A 17,857-nucleotide genomic window follows, 5' to 3' on the forward strand; every position below is an offset into this window, starting at 1 on the left:
GGTGCGTGGGTTGCCTGTCGCCTTTGAGGCTCCCGCCGGGAGGGGGTCGAAGTCGTCGTACGGCCAGCGGCACTGCGCGTACCACCCGGGGAGTATTCAGGGCTTTCGTGGCTGCTCCCGGTCGCTCTGGATTCTGTACCTACTAGTATGTACAGTGGGCTCATGAGCACACCCGAGCGGCTGATCGAGGCCACCCGCGAGCTGCTGTGGGAGCGCGGCTACGTGGGCACCAGCCCCAAGGCGATCCAGCAGCAGGCCGGGGCCGGCCAGGGCAGCATGTACCACCACTTCACGGGCAAGCCCGATCTGGCGCTGGCCGCGATCCGGCGTACGGCGGACGAGATGCGGGCCACCGCGGAGGCGGCGCTGAGCGGCGAGGGGACCGCGTACGAGCGGATCAGCGCGTATCTGCTGCGGGAGCGCGATGTGCTGCGCGGCTGCCCGGTGGGACGCCTGACGATGGACCCGGACGTCATCGCGAGCGACGAGCTGCGCGCCCCGGTCGACGAGACGCTGGACTGGCTGCGCGGCCGGCTCGGCGCGATCGTCCAGGAGGGCCGGGAGCGAGGAGAGTTGAGTACCGCGCTGGTGCCCGCCGAGATCGCGGCGACGATCGTCGCGACCGTGCAGGGCGGCTATGTGCTGGCTCGCGCGTCCGGCTCGACGGCCGCGTTCGACGCGGCGGTACGGGGACTGCTCACCCTGCTGCGTACGACCGGGAGCGCCTGATGCATGCCATGCAGTACGAAATCACCTTGCCCGCCGATTACGACATGGGGATCATCCGCAAGCGGGTCGCGACGAAGGGGCATCTCCTCGACGACTTCTCCGGGCTCGGCCTCAAGGCGTATCTGATGCGCGAGCGCGGCCACGACTCATCGGTGAATCAGTACGCGCCGTTCTATCTGTGGGCCGCTCCCGAAGGCATGAACCGTTTCCTCTGGGGGCCCGGATTCCAGGGCATCGTCGATGACTTCGGGCGGCCCGAGGTGCAGCACTGGACCGGGCTCGCGTACGAGGAGGGGCCTGCAGCCGCCGCCGCGCCGCGCACCGCCGTGCGGCGCAAGCAGCGGATTCCGCAGCCTGCTCCGCTCGCCGCCGTGATCGAGGAGGCGGTACGGGAGACGCGGCGCCTGGCGCGGCTGGACGGCATGGTGTGCGCGGCACTTGCCGTCGATCCGCGCCACTGGGAGCTGCTGCACTTCACGCTCTGGGAGTACGGAACGCCCGAGGCGACAGGCGACCGCTACGAGGTGCTCCACCTCTCGGCCCCGCAGCGGGACGGGCTCCCCCGCGGGCGGCAGTGGTGACCTCCGGTCGGGGGTCCGCCCCGCGCCATCGCCCTCTGCTGGGCCTAGGGAGCGTCTTCCGGCTCGCCTCCCAGTCGGCGCCGCACGCTTCCTTCGTGGATGAGGCGTCCCACGAGCGCTCCTCCGTAGACGACCACGCCGACACCGACGAGCCAGGACTGGATGACCAGCACGGTCCCGAACGGGCCGTAGGTGACGGCGGTCGACGCGATCAGCGGTGAGAAGACGAGTTGCGAGAAGACCCGCAGGCCGAGCAGGCCCACGGCCGTCGCCGCCGACCCCGGCAGCAGGGCCCGCCAGCGGACCCGGCCGCCGAGCAGCACACGCTGGGACAGCAAGAAGAAGATGCAGGTGCCGATCAGATCTGCCAGGGCGCCCAGGATCGTCTCCCAGAGAGCGTCGGTGGGCACGGGCGTGCTGGCGAAGACCACCAGGGAGAAGACGAGCAGGGCCAGCCAGACGACATGCCGCCACATGGTGTGCCAGCGGGCCGTCGGCAGGTCCCAGACCTTCTCGTAGCCGGTCTGTACCGCCGAACCGAAGGTCAGACCGAACACGGTGAGCGCGGCGAGACCGAACGCGGTCGTACGCTGCAGCGCCTGCCCCGGCAGGCCGAACAGCCGCTCGACCTCGTCCTGGGATGCCTCCGAGACCCCGAGCGCCTGGCCCAGCCAGCGGGCGAAGCCCTGTCCGCTCGCCGGGTCGGCCGCCGCGACAACGATCAGGAGCGGGACAAGCGTCAGAAAGCCGAGTGCGGCGAAGCCCATCGCGCGGTGCATCAGCTCCACCTCGCGGCCGCGGTTCCAGGCGAGCCCGAGGGGTGACGCGAGAATCCTGCTGTGCAGGTTCCGGAGCCGGTGCGCATGGTGCTCCGCGCCGGAAGGCTTCTGGGTCATAGGTCGTCGCCTACCCGAAAGTGCGCCGCGAAGCGTCCATCGTGCCCCCGGACGGGTGTCGTCGCCCGTCAGCCGAGTGCGCCCAGCGGGTCGTCCAGGACCGGCTGCCACGCCAACTCCGCCGCTCCCACCAGACTGTTGTGGTCCAGCGTGCAGGCCAGGATCGGCACTCCGCCGCTGCGACCCCACAGACTGCGGTCGGCAACCACGGCACGCAGTCGCTCGGGGTCGGCGTCGAGGAGCTCGCGGTGCAGCCCGCCGAGGATGATCCGGTCGGGGTTGAGGATGTTGACCAGCCCGGCGAGCCCGAGTCCGAGGCGGTCGATGAGCTCCTCGCCCGCGTTCCGTACGGCCGGGTCGTCGTACTCCGTACGCAGCAGCTGCCGGGACTGCTGCAGCAGCGAGACCTCGGGGCCCGGGTCGCGGCCCGCGGCGGTGAGGAAGGCGAGCGGGTCGGCCTCGACGTCGAGGCAGCCGCGGCTGCCGCAGTGGCAGGGGCGGCCCTCGGGGTTGACGGTGAGATGGCCGACCTCGAGGGCGAGGCCCGAACTACCGGTGTGCAGACGGCCGTCGAGGACGAGCGCGCCGCCGACGCCGCGGTGACCTGTGGCGACGCAGAGCAGATGCTGGGCGCCGCGGCCCGCGCCGTGCCGGTGCTCGGCGAGCGCCGCGAGGTTGACATCGTTGCCGGTGAAGGCGGGGCCCTGGATGCCCGCCGCGCGTACCCGCTCGGCGAAGATGTCCCGGACGGGGGCGCCTGCGGGCCAGGCGAGGTGCAGCGGGTTGAGAGCGGTGCCGTCCGGCTCGGCGACCGCGGAGGGCACGGCGAGGCCCGCGCCCACACACCGTCGCCCGCTCTCGTGCAGCAGGGCCGCGCCCGCGTCGACGACCTCGCCGAGCACCTGGGCGGGGTCGGCTGAGACGGTGACGCAGCCGGGGGCGGTGGCGACGGTGCGGCCGCCTAGTCCGACCAGCGCGGCGCGGAATCCGTCGGCGTGCACCTGGGCGGCGAGGACGACGGGACCCGTGTCGTCGACGGAGAGCCGGTGCGAGGGGCGGCCCTGGGAGCCGGCGGCGGCGCCGGGCCGGGAGTCGACCCGGATGAGGCCGAGCGCTTCGAGTTCCGCGGCCACCGCCCCGGCGGTGGCGCGGGTGACGCCGAGTTCGGCGGTGAGCACGGCGCGGGTGGGCGCACGGCCCGTATGAACCAGTTCCAGCGCGGGGCCGAGCGCGCTGCGGCCCCTCTCCGGCCTTGCTTTGGTGGTCGTCGCCTTGCCGTTCATGGAGGCGAGTCTCCCATGATCCGGGGGCTGAGCAGCCGCCTTGTACGGATCGGTCCCGGGCCCCTATGCTGAGTTTGTGCCGCACCTAAACAAACTACGGACGGCCGTTCCGGGGGGACCCGGCGGAAACCCCGCCCCACCCTCCCTGTTCCGCCTCCGTACCGCGCTGACCGTGTTCTTCGCCCTCGACGGCTTTCTCTTCGCCGGCTGGGTGGTCCGCATCCCCGCCATCAAGCAGCAGACCGGCTCGTCGGCGAGCGATCTGGGGCTGGCGCTGCTCGGGGTCTCGGCGGGCGCGGTGGTGACGATGACGCTGACCGGCCGGCTCTGCCGCCGGTTCGGCAGCCATCCGGTGACCGTCGTCAGCGCCGTACTGCTGTCTTTGAGCATCGCGCTCCCGCCGTTGACGCACTCGGCGCTCACCCTCGGCCTTGTGCTGCTGGTCTTCGGTGCGGCGTACGGCGGAATCAATGTCGCGATGAACAGCGCGGCGGTCGACCTGGTCGCGACCATGCGGCGGCCGGTGATGCCGAGCTTCCACGCGGCGTTCAGCCTCGGCGGCATGATCGGCGCGGGCCTCGGCGGTCTGGTCGCGGGCGGCCTCTCCCCCACCGTGCATCTGCTCACCCTCACCGCCGTCGGCCTGCTGGTCACCGCCGTCGCGGGACCCGTTCTGCTGCGCCACCCGGCACCGCCAGCCGGGCCCACGGCGAAAGAGCCGGTGCCGCGCCGGCTGAAGGGACGTACGCGCCAACTCGTCGTCCTCTTCGGCGTGATCGCGCTCTGCACGGCGTACGGAGAAGGTGCGATGGCCGACTGGGGCGCGCTGCACCTTGAAGAGGATCTGCACGCACACCCCGGCATCGCCGCCGCCGGATACTCCCTCTTCGCGCTGGCCATGACGGCCGGCCGGCTCTCCGGCACGGCCATGCTGGAGCGGCTCGGCCAGACCCGCACCCTTGTCGCGGGCGGCACGACGGCCGCGGCCGGCATGCTGCTCGGCGCGCTCGCGCCCAGCGTGTGGCTCGCGCTGCTGGGCTTCGCCGTCACCGGCCTGGGCCTCGCGAACATCTTCCCGGTGGCGGTGGCCAGGGCGGGCGCGCTGGCCGGCCCCGGCGGGGTCGCGGCCGCGTCCACGCTCGGCTACGGCGGGATGCTGCTCGGGCCGCCCGCGATCGGCTTCCTCGCCGACTGGTTCTCGCTGCCCGTGGCGCTGACGACGGTGGCCGCCCTCGCGGGTGGCGCGGCACTGATGGGGTACACGGCCCGCAATGCGTCGGCGCCGCGGGACAACTGAGTAGGCGTACTCAGGCAGAACCGCCGCCCCGGACCCACCATGGGAGCAATGACGTCCAGGTGGGGAGAAGGCCATGAAGTCTGAACGGCTCGGCACGCTGACGCGACTCGCCTTCGGCAATCGCGCCTCTCAGGCGTATCTGGCGCTGGTCGCCGTGGCGACGGTCTACGTCACGATCGACACCGTCTTCGTCCATCACGAGGACGCCTCGTTCGCCGGCATATGGCTGTTCCTGCTGACCGCTCCGACCGTGTTCGGCTTCTTCGTCGTCGGCTCGATGTTCGGCGAGGCGGTCTCCTCGGCCGCGTGGTTCATGTACACCGCCCTGGTGCTGTCGGTGCTCATCCAGTCCGTCGCCCTCGGTTTCTTCGTACAGCTGCTGCGCGGACGCCCGCGCTCCGCGCACCCCCAGGGGGCTTGAGCCCAGTGGCACAATTTCCCGCATGGAGACCGCCGAGCTGATCAAATCCCTCGTCCGGGAGGGCCAGTTGCTGGCCGCGGCCGCCGTCCAAGCGGGCCCGGGCGCGAGAGTGCCGACGTGCCCCGGCTGGCAGGTGCGGGACGCGCTCAGGCACACGGGCATGGTCCACCGCTGGGCGACGGCCTTCATCACCGAGGGATACGTCGGCTTCCACCCCGCCGATGAGCTGTCGGAGCTCGACGGTGACGAGCTGGTCGAGTGGTTCAGGGACGGTCACGGTCTGCTGGTGGCGGCGCTGAGCGAGGCGCCCGCGGACGTGGAGTGCTGGACCTTCCTGCCCGCGCCGTCGCCACTCGCATTCTGGGCCCGGCGGCAGGCGCACGAGACCACGATCCACCGCGCCGACGTCGAGTCGGCCCTGGGCGGCCAGCCCAGTCCGATCACCGCGGAGTTCGCGGCCGACGGCATCGCCGAGCTGCTGACCGGCTTCCACGCCCGCTCCCGGAGCCGGGTGCGCTCCGAGGCGCCGCGCTCACTGCGCGTGCGGCCGATCGACACCGATGACGTGTGGACCGTATGGGTATCGACGGACGCGCCCCGCACGGAGCCCAGCGAAGAGGGTCCCGCGGACTGCGAGTTGAGCGGCAGGGCCGAGCAGCTCTATCTGACGCTCTGGAACCGGCTGCCGCAGACCGCTGTGTCCGTCACGGGCGACGCGGAGCTCGCGAAGCTGTGGCGCGAGCAGTCCGCCGTCACCTGGTCATAGACGGTCACACGGACTTACGCGTACGGGCCCGGGCTTACTCGGACGGGCCCGGCAGCATCCGGGACAGCACCGCGCGCTGCAGCGGCTGCACCTCGGCATGGCGTGCCCGGCCAGCTTCGGTCAGCGAGACCTGCACACCACGCCGGTCCTTGGGGCACATCCCGCGCATGACAAGGCCGTCCTTCTCCAGCCGCGCGATCAGCCGCGACAGGGCGCTCTGGCTGAGATGGACCCGGGACGCCAGCTCCTGCACGCGAAAGGAACATGCGCCGTCCTCCGCCTGCTCTTCGGCGAGCACATCGAGGACCTCGAAGTCACTGGCGCCGAGCCCGTGCTGATGCAGCTCGCGGTCGAGCTCGCAGATCGTACGGGCATGCAGCGCGAGGACCTCCCGCCACTCATCCGCGAGCGCTCGCTCGGACTTCTTCGCCGCCATGACCGCACGTTAGCAGAAAAGGCCCATTTTGTTGCATCGGAATTAAATGCACTTGCATTCAATGCATGCGCATGTACTGTCCTCTCCATGACCTCTCCGCTCACCGACCCCGTAGTGCAGGAGCGCTGGAGCCCGCGGCTGTGGGGCACCCTGCTCGTGCTCTGCGCCGCGATGTTCCTCGACGCCCTCGACGTCTCGATGGTCGGCGTCGCCCTGCCCTCGATCGCCACCGATCTCGACCTGTCCACCTCGACCCTGCAGTGGATCGTCAGCGGCTACATCCTCGGATACGGCGGCCTCCTGCTGCTCGGCGGCCGCGCCGCCGACCTCCTCGGCCGGCGCCGGGTGTTCCTGATCGCGCTCGCCGTCTTCGCGCTTGCCTCGCTGCTCGGGGGACTCGTCGACTCCGGACCGCTGCTGATCGCCAGCCGCTTCATCAAGGGGCTGAGCGCCGCGTTCACCGCGCCCGCCGGGCTCTCGATCATCACCACGACCTTCAAAGAAGGACCGCAGCGCAACCGCGCGCTCGCCATCTACACCACCTGCGCCGCCACCGGCTTCTCCATGGGCCTGGTGCTGTCCGGGCTGCTCACCGAGGTGAGCTGGCGGCTGACGATGCTGCTGCCCGCGCCCATCGCCCTGATCGCGCTCGTGGCCGGCATCAAGCTGATCCCGCAGAGCAGCCGTGAAGACTCCGGCAAGGGGTACGACGTGCCGGGCGCCGTCACCGGCACGGCCTCGATGCTGCTGCTCGTCTTCACCGTCGTACAGGCCCCCGAAGCGGGCTGGGCCTCGGCCCGCACCCTGCTGTCCTTCCTGGCCGTCGCCGTGCTGCTCACCGCCTTCGTCACCATCGAACGGCGCAGCTCGCACCCGCTGATCCGGCTGGGTGTGCTGCGCGCGGGAAGCCAGATCCGGGCCAATCTCGGCGCGGCCTTCTTCTTCGGCTCGTACGTCGGTTTCCAGTTCCTCGTCACGCAGTACATGCAGTCCCTGCTCGGCTGGTCGGCGCTGCAGACGGCGCTGGCCTTCCTTCCGGCAGGCGCGCTGGTGGCGCTCTCCTCGACGAAGATCGGCTCGGTCGTGGACCGGTTCGGCACGCCACGTGTGATCGCCGTCGGCTTCACGCTGCTGGTGGTCGCGTACGCGCTCTTCCTCCAGATCGACCTCACGCCGAGCTACGCCGCTGTGATCCTGCCGTCGATGCTGCTGCTCGGCGCGGCCTGCGCGCTGGTCTTCCCCTCGCTCAACATCCAGGCCACCAACGGAGTGGAGGACCACGAACAGGGCATGGTCTCCGGCCTGCTGAACACCTCGATCCAGGTCGGCGGGGCCATCTTCCTGGCCGTGGTCACCGCGGTGATCACCGCGGGCGGCAGCGAGGGCGGCTCCCCGCAGGAGGTGCTGGACAGCTTCCGGCCCGGCCTGGTGGTGGTGACGGCGGTCGCGGCGGCCGGACTGCTCATCACGCTGACGGGGCTGCGCACCCGGCGGGGACCCGGTCGCCAAAAGACCGTCCTGGTCGCGAAGTCCGTACCGGATTCCGAGCCCGAGCGGGTGACGGTCGGCGACTGACCGACGCCACGCTCCGGAGGGGGGCGGCGGCCGGCGGGACTCCTTGCCCGTCGGCCGCCGCCCCTGTGACACTTCGGTCATGGGGCGACGTACACAGGCGGACCGGGACGCGATGACAGTCGAGATCGGCTACGCGCTCATCAGCGCAACCCTGGTCGCGGCACTGACCTTCGGTGCGATCGCGGGACCGAAACTGATGTTCACCATGCCGTACGCCGCCGAGCGCGGGCTGCTCGTCGCGGGCGGGGCAGCGGCGGCGATCGCCTTCGTCGTACGCGTCGTGACCGTGCTGTGGCGCTTTCCCGGGCGCACGGTCAGCCGAGCCAGCCCGGTCGCACCAGCCCCGACTCGTAGGCCAGCACCACCAGTTGGGCCCGGTCGCGGGCGCCGAGCTTCACCATGGTGCGGCTCACATGGGTCTTGGCGGTGAGCGGGCTGACGACCAGGCGACGGGCGATCTCCTCGTTGGACAGACCGATGCCGACCAGGGCCATCACCTCGCGCTCCCGTTCGGTGAGCTCGCCAAGGCGCTCGGCGTCCGCGGGCGGCTTGGAGCGGGCCGCGAACTCCGCGATCAGCCGGCGCGTCACGCCCGGGGACAGCAGCGCGTCCCCCTCCACCACCGCCCTTACCGCACGCAGCAGTTCCTCCGGTTCGGTGTCCTTCACCAGGAAGCCCGACGCGCCGGAGCGGATCGCCTCGAAGACGTACTCATCGAGCTCGAAGGTGGTGAGCATGACCACCTTCACGCCGTCCAGCCGCTCGTCGCCGGTGATCCGGCGGGTGGCGGCGAGGCCGTCCAGCCGGGGCATCCGGATGTCCATCAGCACGACATCGGGGCGCAGTTCGCCCACCAGCCGCACCGCCTCCTCGCCGTCGGCGGCCTCGCCCGCCACCTCGATGTCCTGCTGGGCATCGAGCAGCGCCCTGAACCCTGCCCTGACCAGCAGCTGATCGTCGGCGAGCAATACCCGGATCACATCGTCTCCTTAGGCTGCACCGGGAGGTCGGCCCACACCCGGAAACCGCCGTCCGGCCGTGGCCCGGCCTCGATCGTGCCACCGAGCGCGGCGGCCCGCTCCCGCATTCCGACAAGGCCGTTGCCGCTGCCGCCCGCGTCCGATCCGGTGGCCGGGCCTTCGTCGTCGATCCGCAGACCGAGCCGGCCGGGCGCGTAGGTGATCCGCACCCGCGCGGTGCGCGATCCCGAATGCCGTACGACGTTGGTCAGGGCCTCCTGGACGATCCGGAAGGCGGCGAGATCGGTGCCGGGCGGCAGCGCCACACGCTCGCCCTCCGTTACGACCTCGACGCCCAGTCCGGCGCTCGCGGCCTGTTCGACGAGCTCGGGCAGCCGGTCGAGACCGGGCGCGGGCGCGCGCGGGGCGTCTCCGGGCGTACGCAGCGTGTCGAGCACCTGGCGCACCTCGCCCAGCGCCTCCTTGCTCGCCGCCTTGATGGTGGTGAGCGCGGTCCGGGCCTGCTCGGGGTTCGTGTCGAGGAGCGCGAGGCCGACGCCCGCCTGGACGTTGATGACCGAGATGGAGTGCGCGAGGACGTCGTGCAGTTCACGCGCGATCCGCAGCCGCTCCTCGTCGGCGCGGCGCTTCTCGGCGGCGGCGCGCTCCTCGCGCTCACGGGCCCAGACCTCACGACGTACGCGTACGAGCTCGGAGGCCGCGAGGATCGCCACCGCCCAGGCGGCGATGAACAGGTCCTGCCCCCAGGGCGTGGCGTTGTCCTTCTCAGGGGGCAGATATTGGTAGAGCCAGTGCCCGATCAGCACATGCCCCACCCAGAAACCGCCAATCGCCCACCAGGCAGCGCGCCGGTGCCCGGAGACGACGGCCGCGAAAGCGGCCACGGCGAGGATGAAGAGGACCGGTCCGTAGGGATAGCCCGCACCGAAGTAGATGAGCGCCACCGCCGAGACGCCGAAGACGGAGACGACCGGCCATCGGTTGCGCAGCAGCAGCAGGGCGGGGCCCGCCAGCAGCAGCACCCGCGCGAAGGCGTCGAGCGGCTCGCGGTCCGGCTGGCCGTGCGCCGCGAACCCCGACCCCACCATGACGAACACGGCCACTGCGAGGGTCGACGGCCAGGGCAGTCTGGCGGCGTTCCGCCGTGCCTCCCAATGACGCAAGCCCGGTGGTCCGCCCCGTGCCCACGGGGGACCACCGCACATGCCGGTGCGCTGCTCTTCCATAACGGCCACGCTAGACCGGGCCCGGCCGGGCGGGCGTCAGCCAGGCGTGGCGATCACGCGTACTCCCTGCGCAGTACGGCGTCGGGGTCGCGGCCCGCACGAACGGGGGGTGCGGTGGGCGTCGAGAACAGTGGAGATCAAGGCGAAGCCGACGTCGATCCGGTGCAGACTGCTCTCAAGGAGAGCACTGCTCGCGCGCACCAGCTGACGCAGGGAGATCGCCATGTCGCAGGCGCACTACATCAAGCCCGGCCGGTTCGACAACATCCTCAACGGCGCCATCGGCTGGCTCGCCCGCCGCGGTATCAGCCTGATGGGCACCGCTGAGCTCTCCGTACGCGGCCGGACCAGCGGCGAGTGGCGGCGCATCCCGGTCAACCCGCTCCCCTACGAGGGCGGCCCGTACCTGATCTCGGCGCGCGGCCACTCCCAGTGGGTGCGCAATCTGCGCGCCGCGGGCGGCGGGAAGCTCCAAGTCGGCCGCAAGACCCGGCAGTTCACCGCGGTGGAGGTGCCCGACGAGGAGAAGCCCGTCCTGCTGCGCACCTACCTCGAGCGCTGGGGCTGGGAGGTCGGCCGGTTCTTCGGGGAGATCAACGCCAAGTCCACGGACGAGGAGCTGCTCGCCGCGGCGCACAAGCACCCCGTCTTCCGGATCACCGTGACCAAGTGAGCCGGGCAGCCCAGTGCCGCGCCCCGCGCGCTAGGCGCGCCGATCCATCGCTTCCAGCGCCCGCCGCGCCACCGCATGCGTACGCACAATCCCGGCCAGCGTCGTCGACCCGCGCGTGATGTCCGCGAACGCCTTCCACGCGGGTCTGAAGCCGGTGATCGCCGCGTGCAGCAGCCCCGGGCGGCGCTCGAAGAGGGCGAGCATCCGCCGCCCGACCCCCATCTCCACACCCAGTCCCGCCTTGATCGCGAACGCGTAGTTCAGCGCCTGCCGGCGGGCGTCCACGGCATCGTGGGCCTCCGAGATCCGTACCGCCCACTCCCCCGCGAGCCGCCCCGACCGCAGCGCGAAGGAGATGCCCTCCCGGGTCCACGGCTCAAGGAGCCCGGCCGCGTCACCGCAGACCAGCACCCGCCCGCGCGACAGCGGCGAGTCGTCGCTGCGGCACCGGGTCAGGTGCCCCGAGGAGATCGCCGGCTCGAATCCGGCGAGCCCCAGCCGGGCGATGAAGTCCTCCAGATACCGCTTGGTCGCCGCGCCCTCGCCGCGGGCCGAGATCACCCCGACGGTGAGCGTCTGCCCCTTGGGGAACACCCAGCCGTAACTCCCGGGCATCGGTCCCCAGTCGATGAGCACCCGCCCGGCCCAGTCCTCGGCCACCGTCGCCGGCACCGGAATCTCCGCCTCCAGCCCGAGGTCCACCTGGTCGAGCTTCACCCCGACGTGCGCCCCTATCCGGCTGGCACTGCCGTCCGCGCCGACGACCGCGCGCGCGAGCACCGTCTCGCCGTCCGCCAGCACCACGGCGACCGTGCGCCGGTCCGGCACGGCGGGTCCGTGCTGCTCGACCCGGGAGACCGTCGCGCCCGTACGCAGCACGGCGCCGGCCTTCTGTGCCTGCTCGACCAGGCCGGCGTCGAACTCGGGGCGATTGATGAGGCCGAAGAGCATCCGCTTGGAGCGGCGCGTACGCGTCAGCCTGCCGTTCAGCGAGAAGGTGACGGCGTGCACCCTGTCCCGCAGCGGCAGCTCGAAGCCGGGCGGCAGGCTGTCGCGCGAGGGGCCGATGATCCCTCCGCCGCAGGTTTTGTAGCGGGGCAGCTCAGCCTTCTCCAGCAGGAGCACCTGACGGCCCGCGACTGCCGCCGCATAGGCCGCCGAGGCCCCGGCGGGCCCTGCGCCGACCACGACGACATCCCACACCGGCTCGCCGTGCTCTCCCACGGCGTCTGCGTTCTCGCTGCTCACGATCTGCTTCTGCTCCCGATCCGATGCGTGACCATGGTCTCGACGGCATCCTACGGCGCGGTCTCTTCCTGCCCGTGCGAGGATCAACCACACCGTCGCCTTACACACATCGCACAACGTCGCACCCACAAGGAGCGTGCCCATGCCCGCGAATCCGATCGCCGAGACCATCGCCTCACTGATGCCCCGCGCCAAGGCGGAGCTGACCGAGCTGGTGGCCTTCCAATCGGTGGCGGACGAGGCCGTGGCGCCGCGGAGTGAGTGCGAGGCCGCGGCGAACTGGGTGGCCGATGCGCTGCGCACCGAGGGATTCCAGGACGTCACACTGCTCGACACCCCCGACGGTTCGCAGTCGGTGTACGGGCTGCTGCCCGGCCCTGAGGGTGCGCCGACGGTGCTGCTGTACGCGCACTACGACGTGCAGCCGAAGCTGGACGAGTCCGCGTGGGTGACCCCGCCCTTCGAGCTGACCGAGCGGGACGGCCGCTGGTACGGACGTGGTGCCGCCGACTGCAAGGGCGGCTTCATCATGCATCTGCTTGCGCTGCGCGCCCTCAAGACGAACGGCGGCATACCGGTCACCGTGAAGGTGATCGTGGAGGGCTCGGAGGAGCAGGGCACCGGCGGTCTGGAGCAGTACGCCGAGGCGCACCCGGAGCTGCTGACGGCCGATGCCATCGTGATCGGCGACACCGGGAACTTCCGGGTGGGTCTGCCCACCGTGACGGCGACGCTGCGCGGCATGACGATGATCCGCGTCCAGGTCGACACCCTTGAGGGCAATCTGCACTCGGGCCAGTTCGGTGGCGCCGCGCCCGACGCGCTGGCCGCGCTCATCCGCGTACTGGACTCGCTGCGTGCCGAGGACGGCTCGACGGTGATCGACGGACTGCCGGCGCAGGCGCAGTGGGAGGGACTGCAGTACCCCGAGGGCGAGTTCCGCAAGGACGCCAAGGTTCTCGACGGTGTAGGCCTGACCGGCAACGGCACGGTCGCCGACCGTATCTGGGCGCGTCCCGCCGTCACCGTGATCGGCATCGACTGCCACCCGGTGGCCGGCGCGACTCCCTCCATTGCGGCGAGCGCCCGGGCGCAGATCAGCCTGCGGGTGCCGCCCGGCCAGGACGCCGCCGAGGCGACCGAGCTGCTGTTCGCGCACATCGAGAAGCACACGCCGTGGAACGCCCGGGTGTCGATGGAGCAGGTGGGTCAGGGCCAGGCGTTCCAGGCGGACGTCACCAGCCCCGCCTACACCTCGATGGCCGAGGCGATGCGCGTCGCGTACCCGGGAGAAGAGATGCAGGCGTCCGGCATGGGCGGCTCGATTCCGCTCTGCAATACGCTCGCCGCGCTCTACCCCGATACGGAGATCCTGCTGATCGGCCTGAGCGAGCCGGAGGCGCAGATCCACGCGGTGAACGAGTCCGTCTCGCCCGAGGAGCTGGAGCGGCTCTCCGTCGCGGAAGCGCTCTTCCTGGTCAACTACGCCGAGTCCAAGAAGGCTTGAGCGAGCGGGCGAGCGGGCTTGGGCGAGCCGGCTTAAGCGCTCAGCGTAGATCGCCGCAAGCGTAGATCCGTGCGGCGGGCGTACGACGCTGCGTACGTTCGCCGCATGGACTTCATCGAGGTACTGCCTCAACTGCACATGTTCCGCTTCCCGATCGGCCAGGCCTACCTGTGGCGCGACGGCGACGAGCTGACCCTGATCGACGCGGGGAACGTGCACGCCGCACCGGACATCGAGAAGGCGATACGGAGCGCGGGCCAAAGCCCCGGCTCCATCCGCCGCATCGTGCTCACCCACTGCCACCGGGACCATGTGGGCGCGGCCGAGGAGCTGGCGGACCGGTACGGCGCCGAGGTACTGGCCCACCGCCTCGACGCCCCCGTCGTCCGCGGCGAGCGGCCCGTCCCCGAGCCCGTCCTGCTCGACTGGGAGGTTCCGCTGTACGAGCACGGGCTCACGGTGCCGCCGGCCCCGCCCACCCGCGTCGACCACGAGCTCGAGGACGGCGACGAGCTCGGCTTCGGCGACGGGGCCGTGGCGGTCCATGCCCCCGGCCACACCGACGGCTCCATCGGCATCCATCTCCCCCGCCACGGCGTGCTGTTCACGGGCGACTGCGTCGCGGCCGTGGGTCAGGTGATGCTGGGTGTCTTCAATGTGGACCGCACGCGGGCCGAGGCGTCGATGCGCCGCCTTGCCTCGCTCGCGCCGTCCACCGTTTGCTTCGGGCACGGCGATCCCCTCACCGAGGATGCCGCGGCGGTGCTGCGCGCCTCAGCCGACGGGGACGCCGGCCTCTAGGTTGAGCACGGTCCCGCGCTCGCGCGCCCGCAGCGCCCAGCGGAGCCGCTCGTAGCGCGTCGGCGGCAGCAGCTGCGCCGCCTCCTGCTCGCATACGAAGCGCCAGCCGCGCAGCTCCGATCCGGGCAGCAGCACCCGTCCGGCCTCGACGCTGTGCAGCCGGCCGCCGTCGAAGAGCAGCCGCAGCCCGCCGAACCCGGGCGGCCGCGGCGCCTCCCAGTCGACCACCAACAGCCTTGGCACCTCGGCGAGTTCGATGCCGAGCTCTTCGGTCACCTCGCGCATTCCTGCCCGCGCGGGCGCCTCGCCCCGCTCGACGACTCCGCCCGGGAACTCCCAGCCCGGTTTGTAGGTCGGGTCGACGAGGAGCACCCGGTCCTCCTCGTCGAAGAGCAGCACTCCGGCGGCGAGGGTTTCGGCGGTCGGCTCGGACGTCTGCACGATCTCGCAGACCGCGGCGTCCCCGTTCCGTACCGCCTCGGCTATGTGCTCCGCCGTCTCGTGCGGGTCCAGCCGGCTGGTGTCGACGACGTGCGCGTCGGCGCCGATCCAGTCCAGGGCGGCTAGGTAGGGCTCGATGTGGTCGTACGCCCACTGCCTGACGCGCTGGTCGGCGTCCGGGATGTCCGGCTCCTCGCGGGCGGCGATCCGCGCGCGCAGGATCGTTTCCTCCGGTCGAAGCAGCACATGCCGTACGGGAATCCGGCGGGAGGCGAGCCCGCCGAAGATCTCGTCGCGGTACTCCTGACGCAGCAGGGTCATCGGCACCACCAGCACACCGCCGAGCTCGGCCAGCAGCGCCGCCGCGGTGTCCACCACGAGCCGCCGCCAGATCGGCAGATCCTGGTAGTCGCTCACCTCGGCGAGGCGCTTCGGCGGCAGCAGGTGGCGCAAGTGGCCGCCGATGAGTTCGGGGTCGTACAGCGTGCTGTTCGGGATCAGATCGATCAGTTCGCGCGCGGTACTGGTCTTGCCCGCTCCGAACGCACCGTTGATCCAGACGATCACGGTTCCCCCTCTTTCGTAGCCCACAGTGGATTGCCCGCAACACCCTGCCACGGAAACCCGTGTCGGGAGCCGACTGGTTGATCGCGGACGCAATCGCGGACACAACTGTGCCCTTGCTGTTGCCGGTTCACCACAGCCGTCCGGAACCCTGGTGCGTCTCACCATACGAACCGATGACTTCGCCCGACCCGTGACACCGGGATGCGAAGCGCCGTTGGAGCTGGAGAGACAAGGGGGTGCGGGATGCGCCGTACGGTGTTGGAGAGGTTTCCCGCCGGGGGCCCGCGTGGAAGCTGGCCGGCCGAGGAATTCGCCCGGGCCCGCCGGGACGAGGGTCTGGCGGCGGAGGTCGTGATGGACCTCGAAGCGGATGCGTTCCTGGTGGTCCTGCCCAGGCAGACCGCGGACGCGATCACTTAGTGGCGCGGCAGGGCCCCCGTCCCGGACGGGACGGGGGCCGCGCCTGTCAGCCCTTGGTGGAGCCGAGGGTGAGCCCGGCGATGAAGTGCCGCTGCAGCAGCAGGAAGACCAGCAGCGTCGGCAGCGCCACGATCACCGAACCCGCGGCGAGCAGGTTGTAGTCGGTGAAGAACTGGCCGCGGAGGTTGTTCAGCGCCGAGGTGATGGGGAGCTTGTCGCCGTCGGAGATGAAGACGAGCGCCCACAGGAAGTCGTTGTACATCCAGGTGAACTGGAGCGTGCCGAGCGCCGCGAGGGCCGGGCGGCACAGCGGGAGCGTGATGCGCCAGTACTGCGTCCACACACTCGCGCCGTCCACGATCGCCGCTTCCAGGATCTCCTGCGGAAGGGTGCGCATGAAGTTGGCGAGGACGAAGACGCAGAACCCGATCTGGAAACCGACCTGGACGGAGATCACGGCCCAGAACGAGTCGAACATCGTCATCGAGTCGGACATCCAGTACGGCAGCGGAATGCGGTTGAACAGCACGTACAGCGGAGTGACGATCACCTGCTGGGGCAGCAGATTGCCCGCGGTGAAGAGCATCAGCAGCACCATGGAGCCGCGCATCCTCAGTCGCGACACGGCGAAGGCCACGAACGAGGCGAAGAAGAGCGCCAGCAGCACTCCGGGCACAGCGATGATGAGGGTGTTGACGAAGTACTTCATCATCCCCGAGTCGCTGAAGGCCTGCTGGTAGTAGTCGAAGGAGAGCTTCTTCGGCAGTGAGAAGTACCCGTGCTCGGAGGTCTCGTCGTACGGCCTGAGTGAGGCGTAGACCGCGAGAAGCAGCGGCGCGAGGAACGCCAGCGAGACGGTCAGCAGGAAGGCGTGCAGGCCGAGCCGGCCGGGGCGGACCAGGCGCTTGCGGGGTGCCGCGGGAACTGCCGGGGTCGCGGCGGGCGGCGGGGCGGTGTCGAGCGTCATCGGTTCTTCTCCCCACGGATCTCCTGGAACAGATACGTCACGACGAATCCCATGGAGACGAGCAGCAGCACGACGGCGATGGCCGAGCCGAATCCGATCCGGCTGGCCTCGCCGATGATGTTGTCGGTGACGAGGACCGAGAGCAGCTCCAGGCCGTTTCTGCCCTTGTTGACGGCGTAGACGATGTCGAAGGCGCGCAGCGCTTCGATGACGGTGATGACGCCGACGATGACATTGACGGGCCGCAGGGTCGGGAAGACGACGCGGAAGAAGGTCTGCGTCTCGCTCGCCCCGTCGATGGCGGCGGCTTCCTTCAGCGAGGGATCGACCGCTTTCAGCCCGGCCAGGTAGAGGATCATCACATAGCCGGTGTGCCGCCAGGCGGCGGCCAGCAGGATCATCCAGAGATTGAGGTCGGGGTCGCCGAGCCAGTCGGTGGGCGACTCGGTGTCGGCGAGGATCGCGTTGAGCGCGCCCTGGTCGCGGGAGAAGACCAGTTGGGCGATGAAGCCGACGACGGCGAGCGAGAGCACGACCGGCATGTACAGCGTCGACTGATAGAAGCGGCTGAACCGTACGCCCTTGTCGATGAGGACGGCGAGCAGCAGTCCGAACGGGGTGGCGATCAGTCCGAGGAAGGCCAGCCAGAGCAGGTTGTGGCGGGCGGCCGGCCAGAACTGCGGATAGTTGGTGAAGAGGGTCTCGTAGTTCTGCGTGCCGACCCAGGAGATGTCCCCGATGCCGTCCCAACTGGTGAAGGAGAGCACGACGGAAGCGAGAGTCGGCCCCCACACGATGGCCACGTCGAGCAGGATCGGTATGCCCAGCAGCACGCCGAGGACGGCGAGGTCGCGGCGGGTGAACCGCCGCGGCCCTCCTCGTGCGGTGCGCCGCGAGACGCTCACCTTCGTTCGCCCCCCGGTGCCCTTCGGGGCGCCCCGGGCGGCCTGCGGTTCCGGCCTGGGGGTCCCCCCGGGCCCGGAGGGCCGAGGGGGAGGGTCCAGGGGTTGTCCCCCGGGAGATTGCATCAGCGGCACGGGTGG

20 protein-coding genes are annotated in these 17,857 nt (G+C 70.8%); 11 read left to right on the forward strand and 9 right to left on the reverse strand.

Annotation, left to right across the window (positions count from 1 at the left end):
- Positions 1 to 162 precede the first annotated feature (162 nt).
- The gene (locus ACZ3H8_RS17670; RefSeq protein WP_467402679.1) at positions 163 to 729 is read left to right on the forward strand and encodes a TetR/AcrR family transcriptional regulator; all 567 of its coding nucleotides are present in this window, start codon (positions 163 to 165) and stop codon (positions 727 to 729) included.
- Entirely contained in the window at positions 729 to 1,310 is a 582-nt protein-coding gene (locus tag ACZ3H8_RS17675; protein ID WP_467402682.1) for a DUF4865 family protein, read from the forward strand. The genes ACZ3H8_RS17670 and ACZ3H8_RS17675 overlap by 1 nt, the downstream gene beginning before the upstream one ends.
- 44 nt (positions 1,311 to 1,354) lie before the next feature.
- On the opposite strand, the gene ACZ3H8_RS17680 is transcribed toward ACZ3H8_RS17675, so the two are convergent.
- Positions 1,355 to 2,206: a YhjD/YihY/BrkB family envelope integrity protein gene (locus ACZ3H8_RS17680; protein ID WP_467402683.1), complete on the reverse strand. Its 852-nt coding sequence runs from the start codon at positions 2,204 to 2,206 to the stop codon at positions 1,355 to 1,357.
- Positions 2,207 to 2,274: 68 nt separating this feature from the next.
- Complete coding sequence (locus ACZ3H8_RS17685; protein ID WP_467402686.1) at positions 2,275 to 3,489, reverse strand: ROK family protein; 1,215 nt, start codon at positions 3,487 to 3,489, stop codon at positions 2,275 to 2,277.
- 76 nt (positions 3,490 to 3,565) lie between these two features.
- Here ACZ3H8_RS17685 and ACZ3H8_RS17690 point away from each other — a divergent pair, with 76 nt between their 5' ends.
- The 3 genes from ACZ3H8_RS17690 to ACZ3H8_RS17700 all read left to right on the forward strand — a co-directional run bounded on the left by ACZ3H8_RS17690 (position 3,566) and on the right by ACZ3H8_RS17700 (position 5,973).
- A complete protein-coding gene (locus ACZ3H8_RS17690) occupies positions 3,566 to 4,786 on the forward strand; it encodes an MFS transporter (RefSeq protein ID WP_467402688.1) in 1,221 nt (406 codons plus the stop codon).
- 73 nt (positions 4,787 to 4,859) lie between these two features.
- Positions 4,860 to 5,207, forward strand: a complete 348-nt coding sequence (locus ACZ3H8_RS17695) for an SCO4225 family membrane protein (protein ID WP_467402690.1) — start codon at positions 4,860 to 4,862, stop codon at positions 5,205 to 5,207.
- Between the two features lie 22 nt (positions 5,208 to 5,229).
- Positions 5,230 to 5,973, forward strand: coding sequence for a maleylpyruvate isomerase family mycothiol-dependent enzyme (locus tag ACZ3H8_RS17700; protein WP_467402693.1), 744 nt, complete (start codon positions 5,230 to 5,232; stop codon positions 5,971 to 5,973).
- Positions 5,974 to 6,007: 34 nt separating this feature from the next.
- Here ACZ3H8_RS17700 and ACZ3H8_RS17705 read toward each other — a convergent pair whose 3' ends face one another.
- A complete protein-coding gene (locus tag ACZ3H8_RS17705; protein ID WP_467402695.1) occupies positions 6,008 to 6,409 on the reverse strand; it encodes a MarR family winged helix-turn-helix transcriptional regulator in 402 nt (133 codons plus the stop codon).
- 87 nt (positions 6,410 to 6,496) lie between these two features.
- Between ACZ3H8_RS17705 and ACZ3H8_RS17710 the strand changes: the two genes are divergently transcribed.
- Together ACZ3H8_RS17710 and ACZ3H8_RS17715 are read left to right on the forward strand one after the other, a co-directional pair.
- Positions 6,497 to 7,984, forward strand: a complete 1,488-nt coding sequence (locus ACZ3H8_RS17710; RefSeq protein WP_467402697.1) for an MFS transporter — start codon at positions 6,497 to 6,499, stop codon at positions 7,982 to 7,984.
- A gap of 112 nt (positions 7,985 to 8,096) precedes the next feature.
- Positions 8,097 to 8,414, forward strand: a complete 318-nt coding sequence (locus tag ACZ3H8_RS17715; RefSeq protein WP_467403234.1) for a DUF6332 family protein — start codon at positions 8,097 to 8,099, stop codon at positions 8,412 to 8,414.
- Here ACZ3H8_RS17715 and ACZ3H8_RS17720 read toward each other — a convergent pair.
- The gene (locus ACZ3H8_RS17720) at positions 8,299 to 8,964 is read right to left on the reverse strand and encodes a response regulator transcription factor (protein WP_307664959.1); all 666 of its coding nucleotides are present in this window, start codon (positions 8,962 to 8,964) and stop codon (positions 8,299 to 8,301) included. The genes ACZ3H8_RS17715 and ACZ3H8_RS17720 overlap by 116 nt on opposite strands.
- A complete protein-coding gene (locus ACZ3H8_RS17725; RefSeq protein WP_467402700.1) occupies positions 8,961 to 10,190 on the reverse strand; it encodes a sensor histidine kinase in 1,230 nt (409 codons plus the stop codon). The genes ACZ3H8_RS17720 and ACZ3H8_RS17725 overlap by 4 nt, the downstream gene beginning before the upstream one ends.
- Before the next feature lie 223 nt (positions 10,191 to 10,413).
- On the opposite strand from ACZ3H8_RS17725, the gene ACZ3H8_RS17730 reads away from it, so the two are divergent.
- Entirely contained in the window at positions 10,414 to 10,863 is a 450-nt protein-coding gene (locus tag ACZ3H8_RS17730) for a nitroreductase family deazaflavin-dependent oxidoreductase (protein WP_467402701.1), read from the forward strand.
- Positions 10,864 to 10,893: 30 nt separating this feature from the next.
- On the opposite strand, the gene ACZ3H8_RS17735 is transcribed toward ACZ3H8_RS17730, so the two are convergent.
- Entirely contained in the window at positions 10,894 to 12,111 is a 1,218-nt protein-coding gene (locus ACZ3H8_RS17735) for a geranylgeranyl reductase family protein (RefSeq protein ID WP_467402704.1), read from the reverse strand.
- A gap of 142 nt (positions 12,112 to 12,253) precedes the next feature.
- Between ACZ3H8_RS17735 and ACZ3H8_RS17740 the strand changes: the two genes are divergently transcribed.
- Positions 12,254 to 13,618, forward strand: coding sequence for a M20/M25/M40 family metallo-hydrolase (locus tag ACZ3H8_RS17740; RefSeq protein WP_467402706.1), 1,365 nt, complete (start codon positions 12,254 to 12,256; stop codon positions 13,616 to 13,618).
- Between the two features lie 105 nt (positions 13,619 to 13,723).
- Complete coding sequence (locus ACZ3H8_RS17745; RefSeq protein ID WP_467402709.1) at positions 13,724 to 14,419, forward strand: MBL fold metallo-hydrolase; 696 nt, start codon at positions 13,724 to 13,726, stop codon at positions 14,417 to 14,419.
- Here the strand turns inward: ACZ3H8_RS17745 and ACZ3H8_RS17750 are convergent.
- Positions 14,393 to 15,427 (reverse strand): NUDIX hydrolase, encoded by a 1,035-nt coding sequence (locus tag ACZ3H8_RS17750; RefSeq protein WP_467402711.1) that lies wholly within the window; start codon positions 15,425 to 15,427, stop codon positions 14,393 to 14,395. The genes ACZ3H8_RS17745 and ACZ3H8_RS17750 overlap by 27 nt on opposite strands.
- Positions 15,428 to 15,670: 243 nt before the next feature.
- On the opposite strand from ACZ3H8_RS17750, the gene ACZ3H8_RS17755 reads away from it, so the two are divergent.
- A complete protein-coding gene (locus ACZ3H8_RS17755) occupies positions 15,671 to 15,847 on the forward strand; it encodes a hypothetical protein (protein ID WP_467402713.1) in 177 nt (58 codons plus the stop codon).
- A gap of 46 nt (positions 15,848 to 15,893) precedes the next feature.
- Here ACZ3H8_RS17755 and ACZ3H8_RS17760 read toward each other — a convergent pair whose 3' ends face one another.
- Positions 15,894 to 16,814 carry a carbohydrate ABC transporter permease gene (locus ACZ3H8_RS17760; RefSeq protein WP_398985883.1) on the reverse strand — a complete coding sequence of 307 codons (921 nt, stop codon included), beginning with the start codon at positions 16,812 to 16,814 and terminating at the stop codon, positions 15,894 to 15,896.
- Positions 16,811 to 17,842, reverse strand: coding sequence for a carbohydrate ABC transporter permease (locus tag ACZ3H8_RS17765; RefSeq protein ID WP_467403237.1), 1,032 nt, complete (start codon positions 17,840 to 17,842; stop codon positions 16,811 to 16,813). Before ACZ3H8_RS17765 ends, ACZ3H8_RS17760 begins: the two co-directional genes overlap by 4 nt.
- Positions 17,843 to 17,857: the final 15 nt, after the last annotated feature.

The organism is Streptomyces sp. NPDC002868 (genome assembly GCF_055563295.1).

What these genes read in the sequence shown, in the direction of transcription:
- ACZ3H8_RS17700 (WP_467402693.1), top strand. Translation starts at nt 5,230, where the DNA reads ATGGAGACCGCCGAGCTGATCAAATCCCTCGTCCGGGAGGGCCAGTTG.
- ACZ3H8_RS17685 (WP_467402686.1), bottom strand. Translation starts at nt 3,489, where the DNA reads ATGAACGGCAAGGCGACGACCACCAAAGCAAGGCCGGAGAGGGGCCGC.
- ACZ3H8_RS17705 (WP_467402695.1), bottom strand. Translation starts at nt 6,409, where the DNA reads ATGGCGGCGAAGAAGTCCGAGCGAGCGCTCGCGGATGAGTGGCGGGAG.
- ACZ3H8_RS17695 (WP_467402690.1), top strand. Translation starts at nt 4,860, where the DNA reads ATGAAGTCTGAACGGCTCGGCACGCTGACGCGACTCGCCTTCGGCAAT.
- ACZ3H8_RS17725 (WP_467402700.1), bottom strand. Translation starts at nt 10,190, where the DNA reads ATGGAAGAGCAGCGCACCGGCATGTGCGGTGGTCCCCCGTGGGCACGG.
- ACZ3H8_RS17670 (WP_467402679.1), top strand. Translation starts at nt 163, where the DNA reads ATGAGCACACCCGAGCGGCTGATCGAGGCCACCCGCGAGCTGCTGTGG.
- ACZ3H8_RS17715 (WP_467403234.1), top strand. Translation starts at nt 8,097, where the DNA reads ATGACAGTCGAGATCGGCTACGCGCTCATCAGCGCAACCCTGGTCGCG.
- ACZ3H8_RS17730 (WP_467402701.1), top strand. Translation starts at nt 10,414, where the DNA reads ATGTCGCAGGCGCACTACATCAAGCCCGGCCGGTTCGACAACATCCTC.
- ACZ3H8_RS17755 (WP_467402713.1), top strand. Translation starts at nt 15,671, where the DNA reads ATGCGCCGTACGGTGTTGGAGAGGTTTCCCGCCGGGGGCCCGCGTGGA.
- ACZ3H8_RS17710 (WP_467402697.1), top strand. Translation starts at nt 6,497, where the DNA reads ATGACCTCTCCGCTCACCGACCCCGTAGTGCAGGAGCGCTGGAGCCCG.
- ACZ3H8_RS17675 (WP_467402682.1), top strand. Translation starts at nt 729, where the DNA reads ATGCATGCCATGCAGTACGAAATCACCTTGCCCGCCGATTACGACATG.
- ACZ3H8_RS17740 (WP_467402706.1), top strand. Translation starts at nt 12,254, where the DNA reads ATGCCCGCGAATCCGATCGCCGAGACCATCGCCTCACTGATGCCCCGC.
- ACZ3H8_RS17760 (WP_398985883.1), bottom strand. Translation starts at nt 16,814, where the DNA reads ATGACGCTCGACACCGCCCCGCCGCCCGCCGCGACCCCGGCAGTTCCC.
- ACZ3H8_RS17680 (WP_467402683.1), bottom strand. Translation starts at nt 2,206, where the DNA reads ATGACCCAGAAGCCTTCCGGCGCGGAGCACCATGCGCACCGGCTCCGG.
- ACZ3H8_RS17765 (WP_467403237.1), bottom strand. Translation starts at nt 17,842, where the DNA reads ATGCAATCTCCCGGGGGACAACCCCTGGACCCTCCCCCTCGGCCCTCC.
- ACZ3H8_RS17745 (WP_467402709.1), top strand. Translation starts at nt 13,724, where the DNA reads ATGGACTTCATCGAGGTACTGCCTCAACTGCACATGTTCCGCTTCCCG.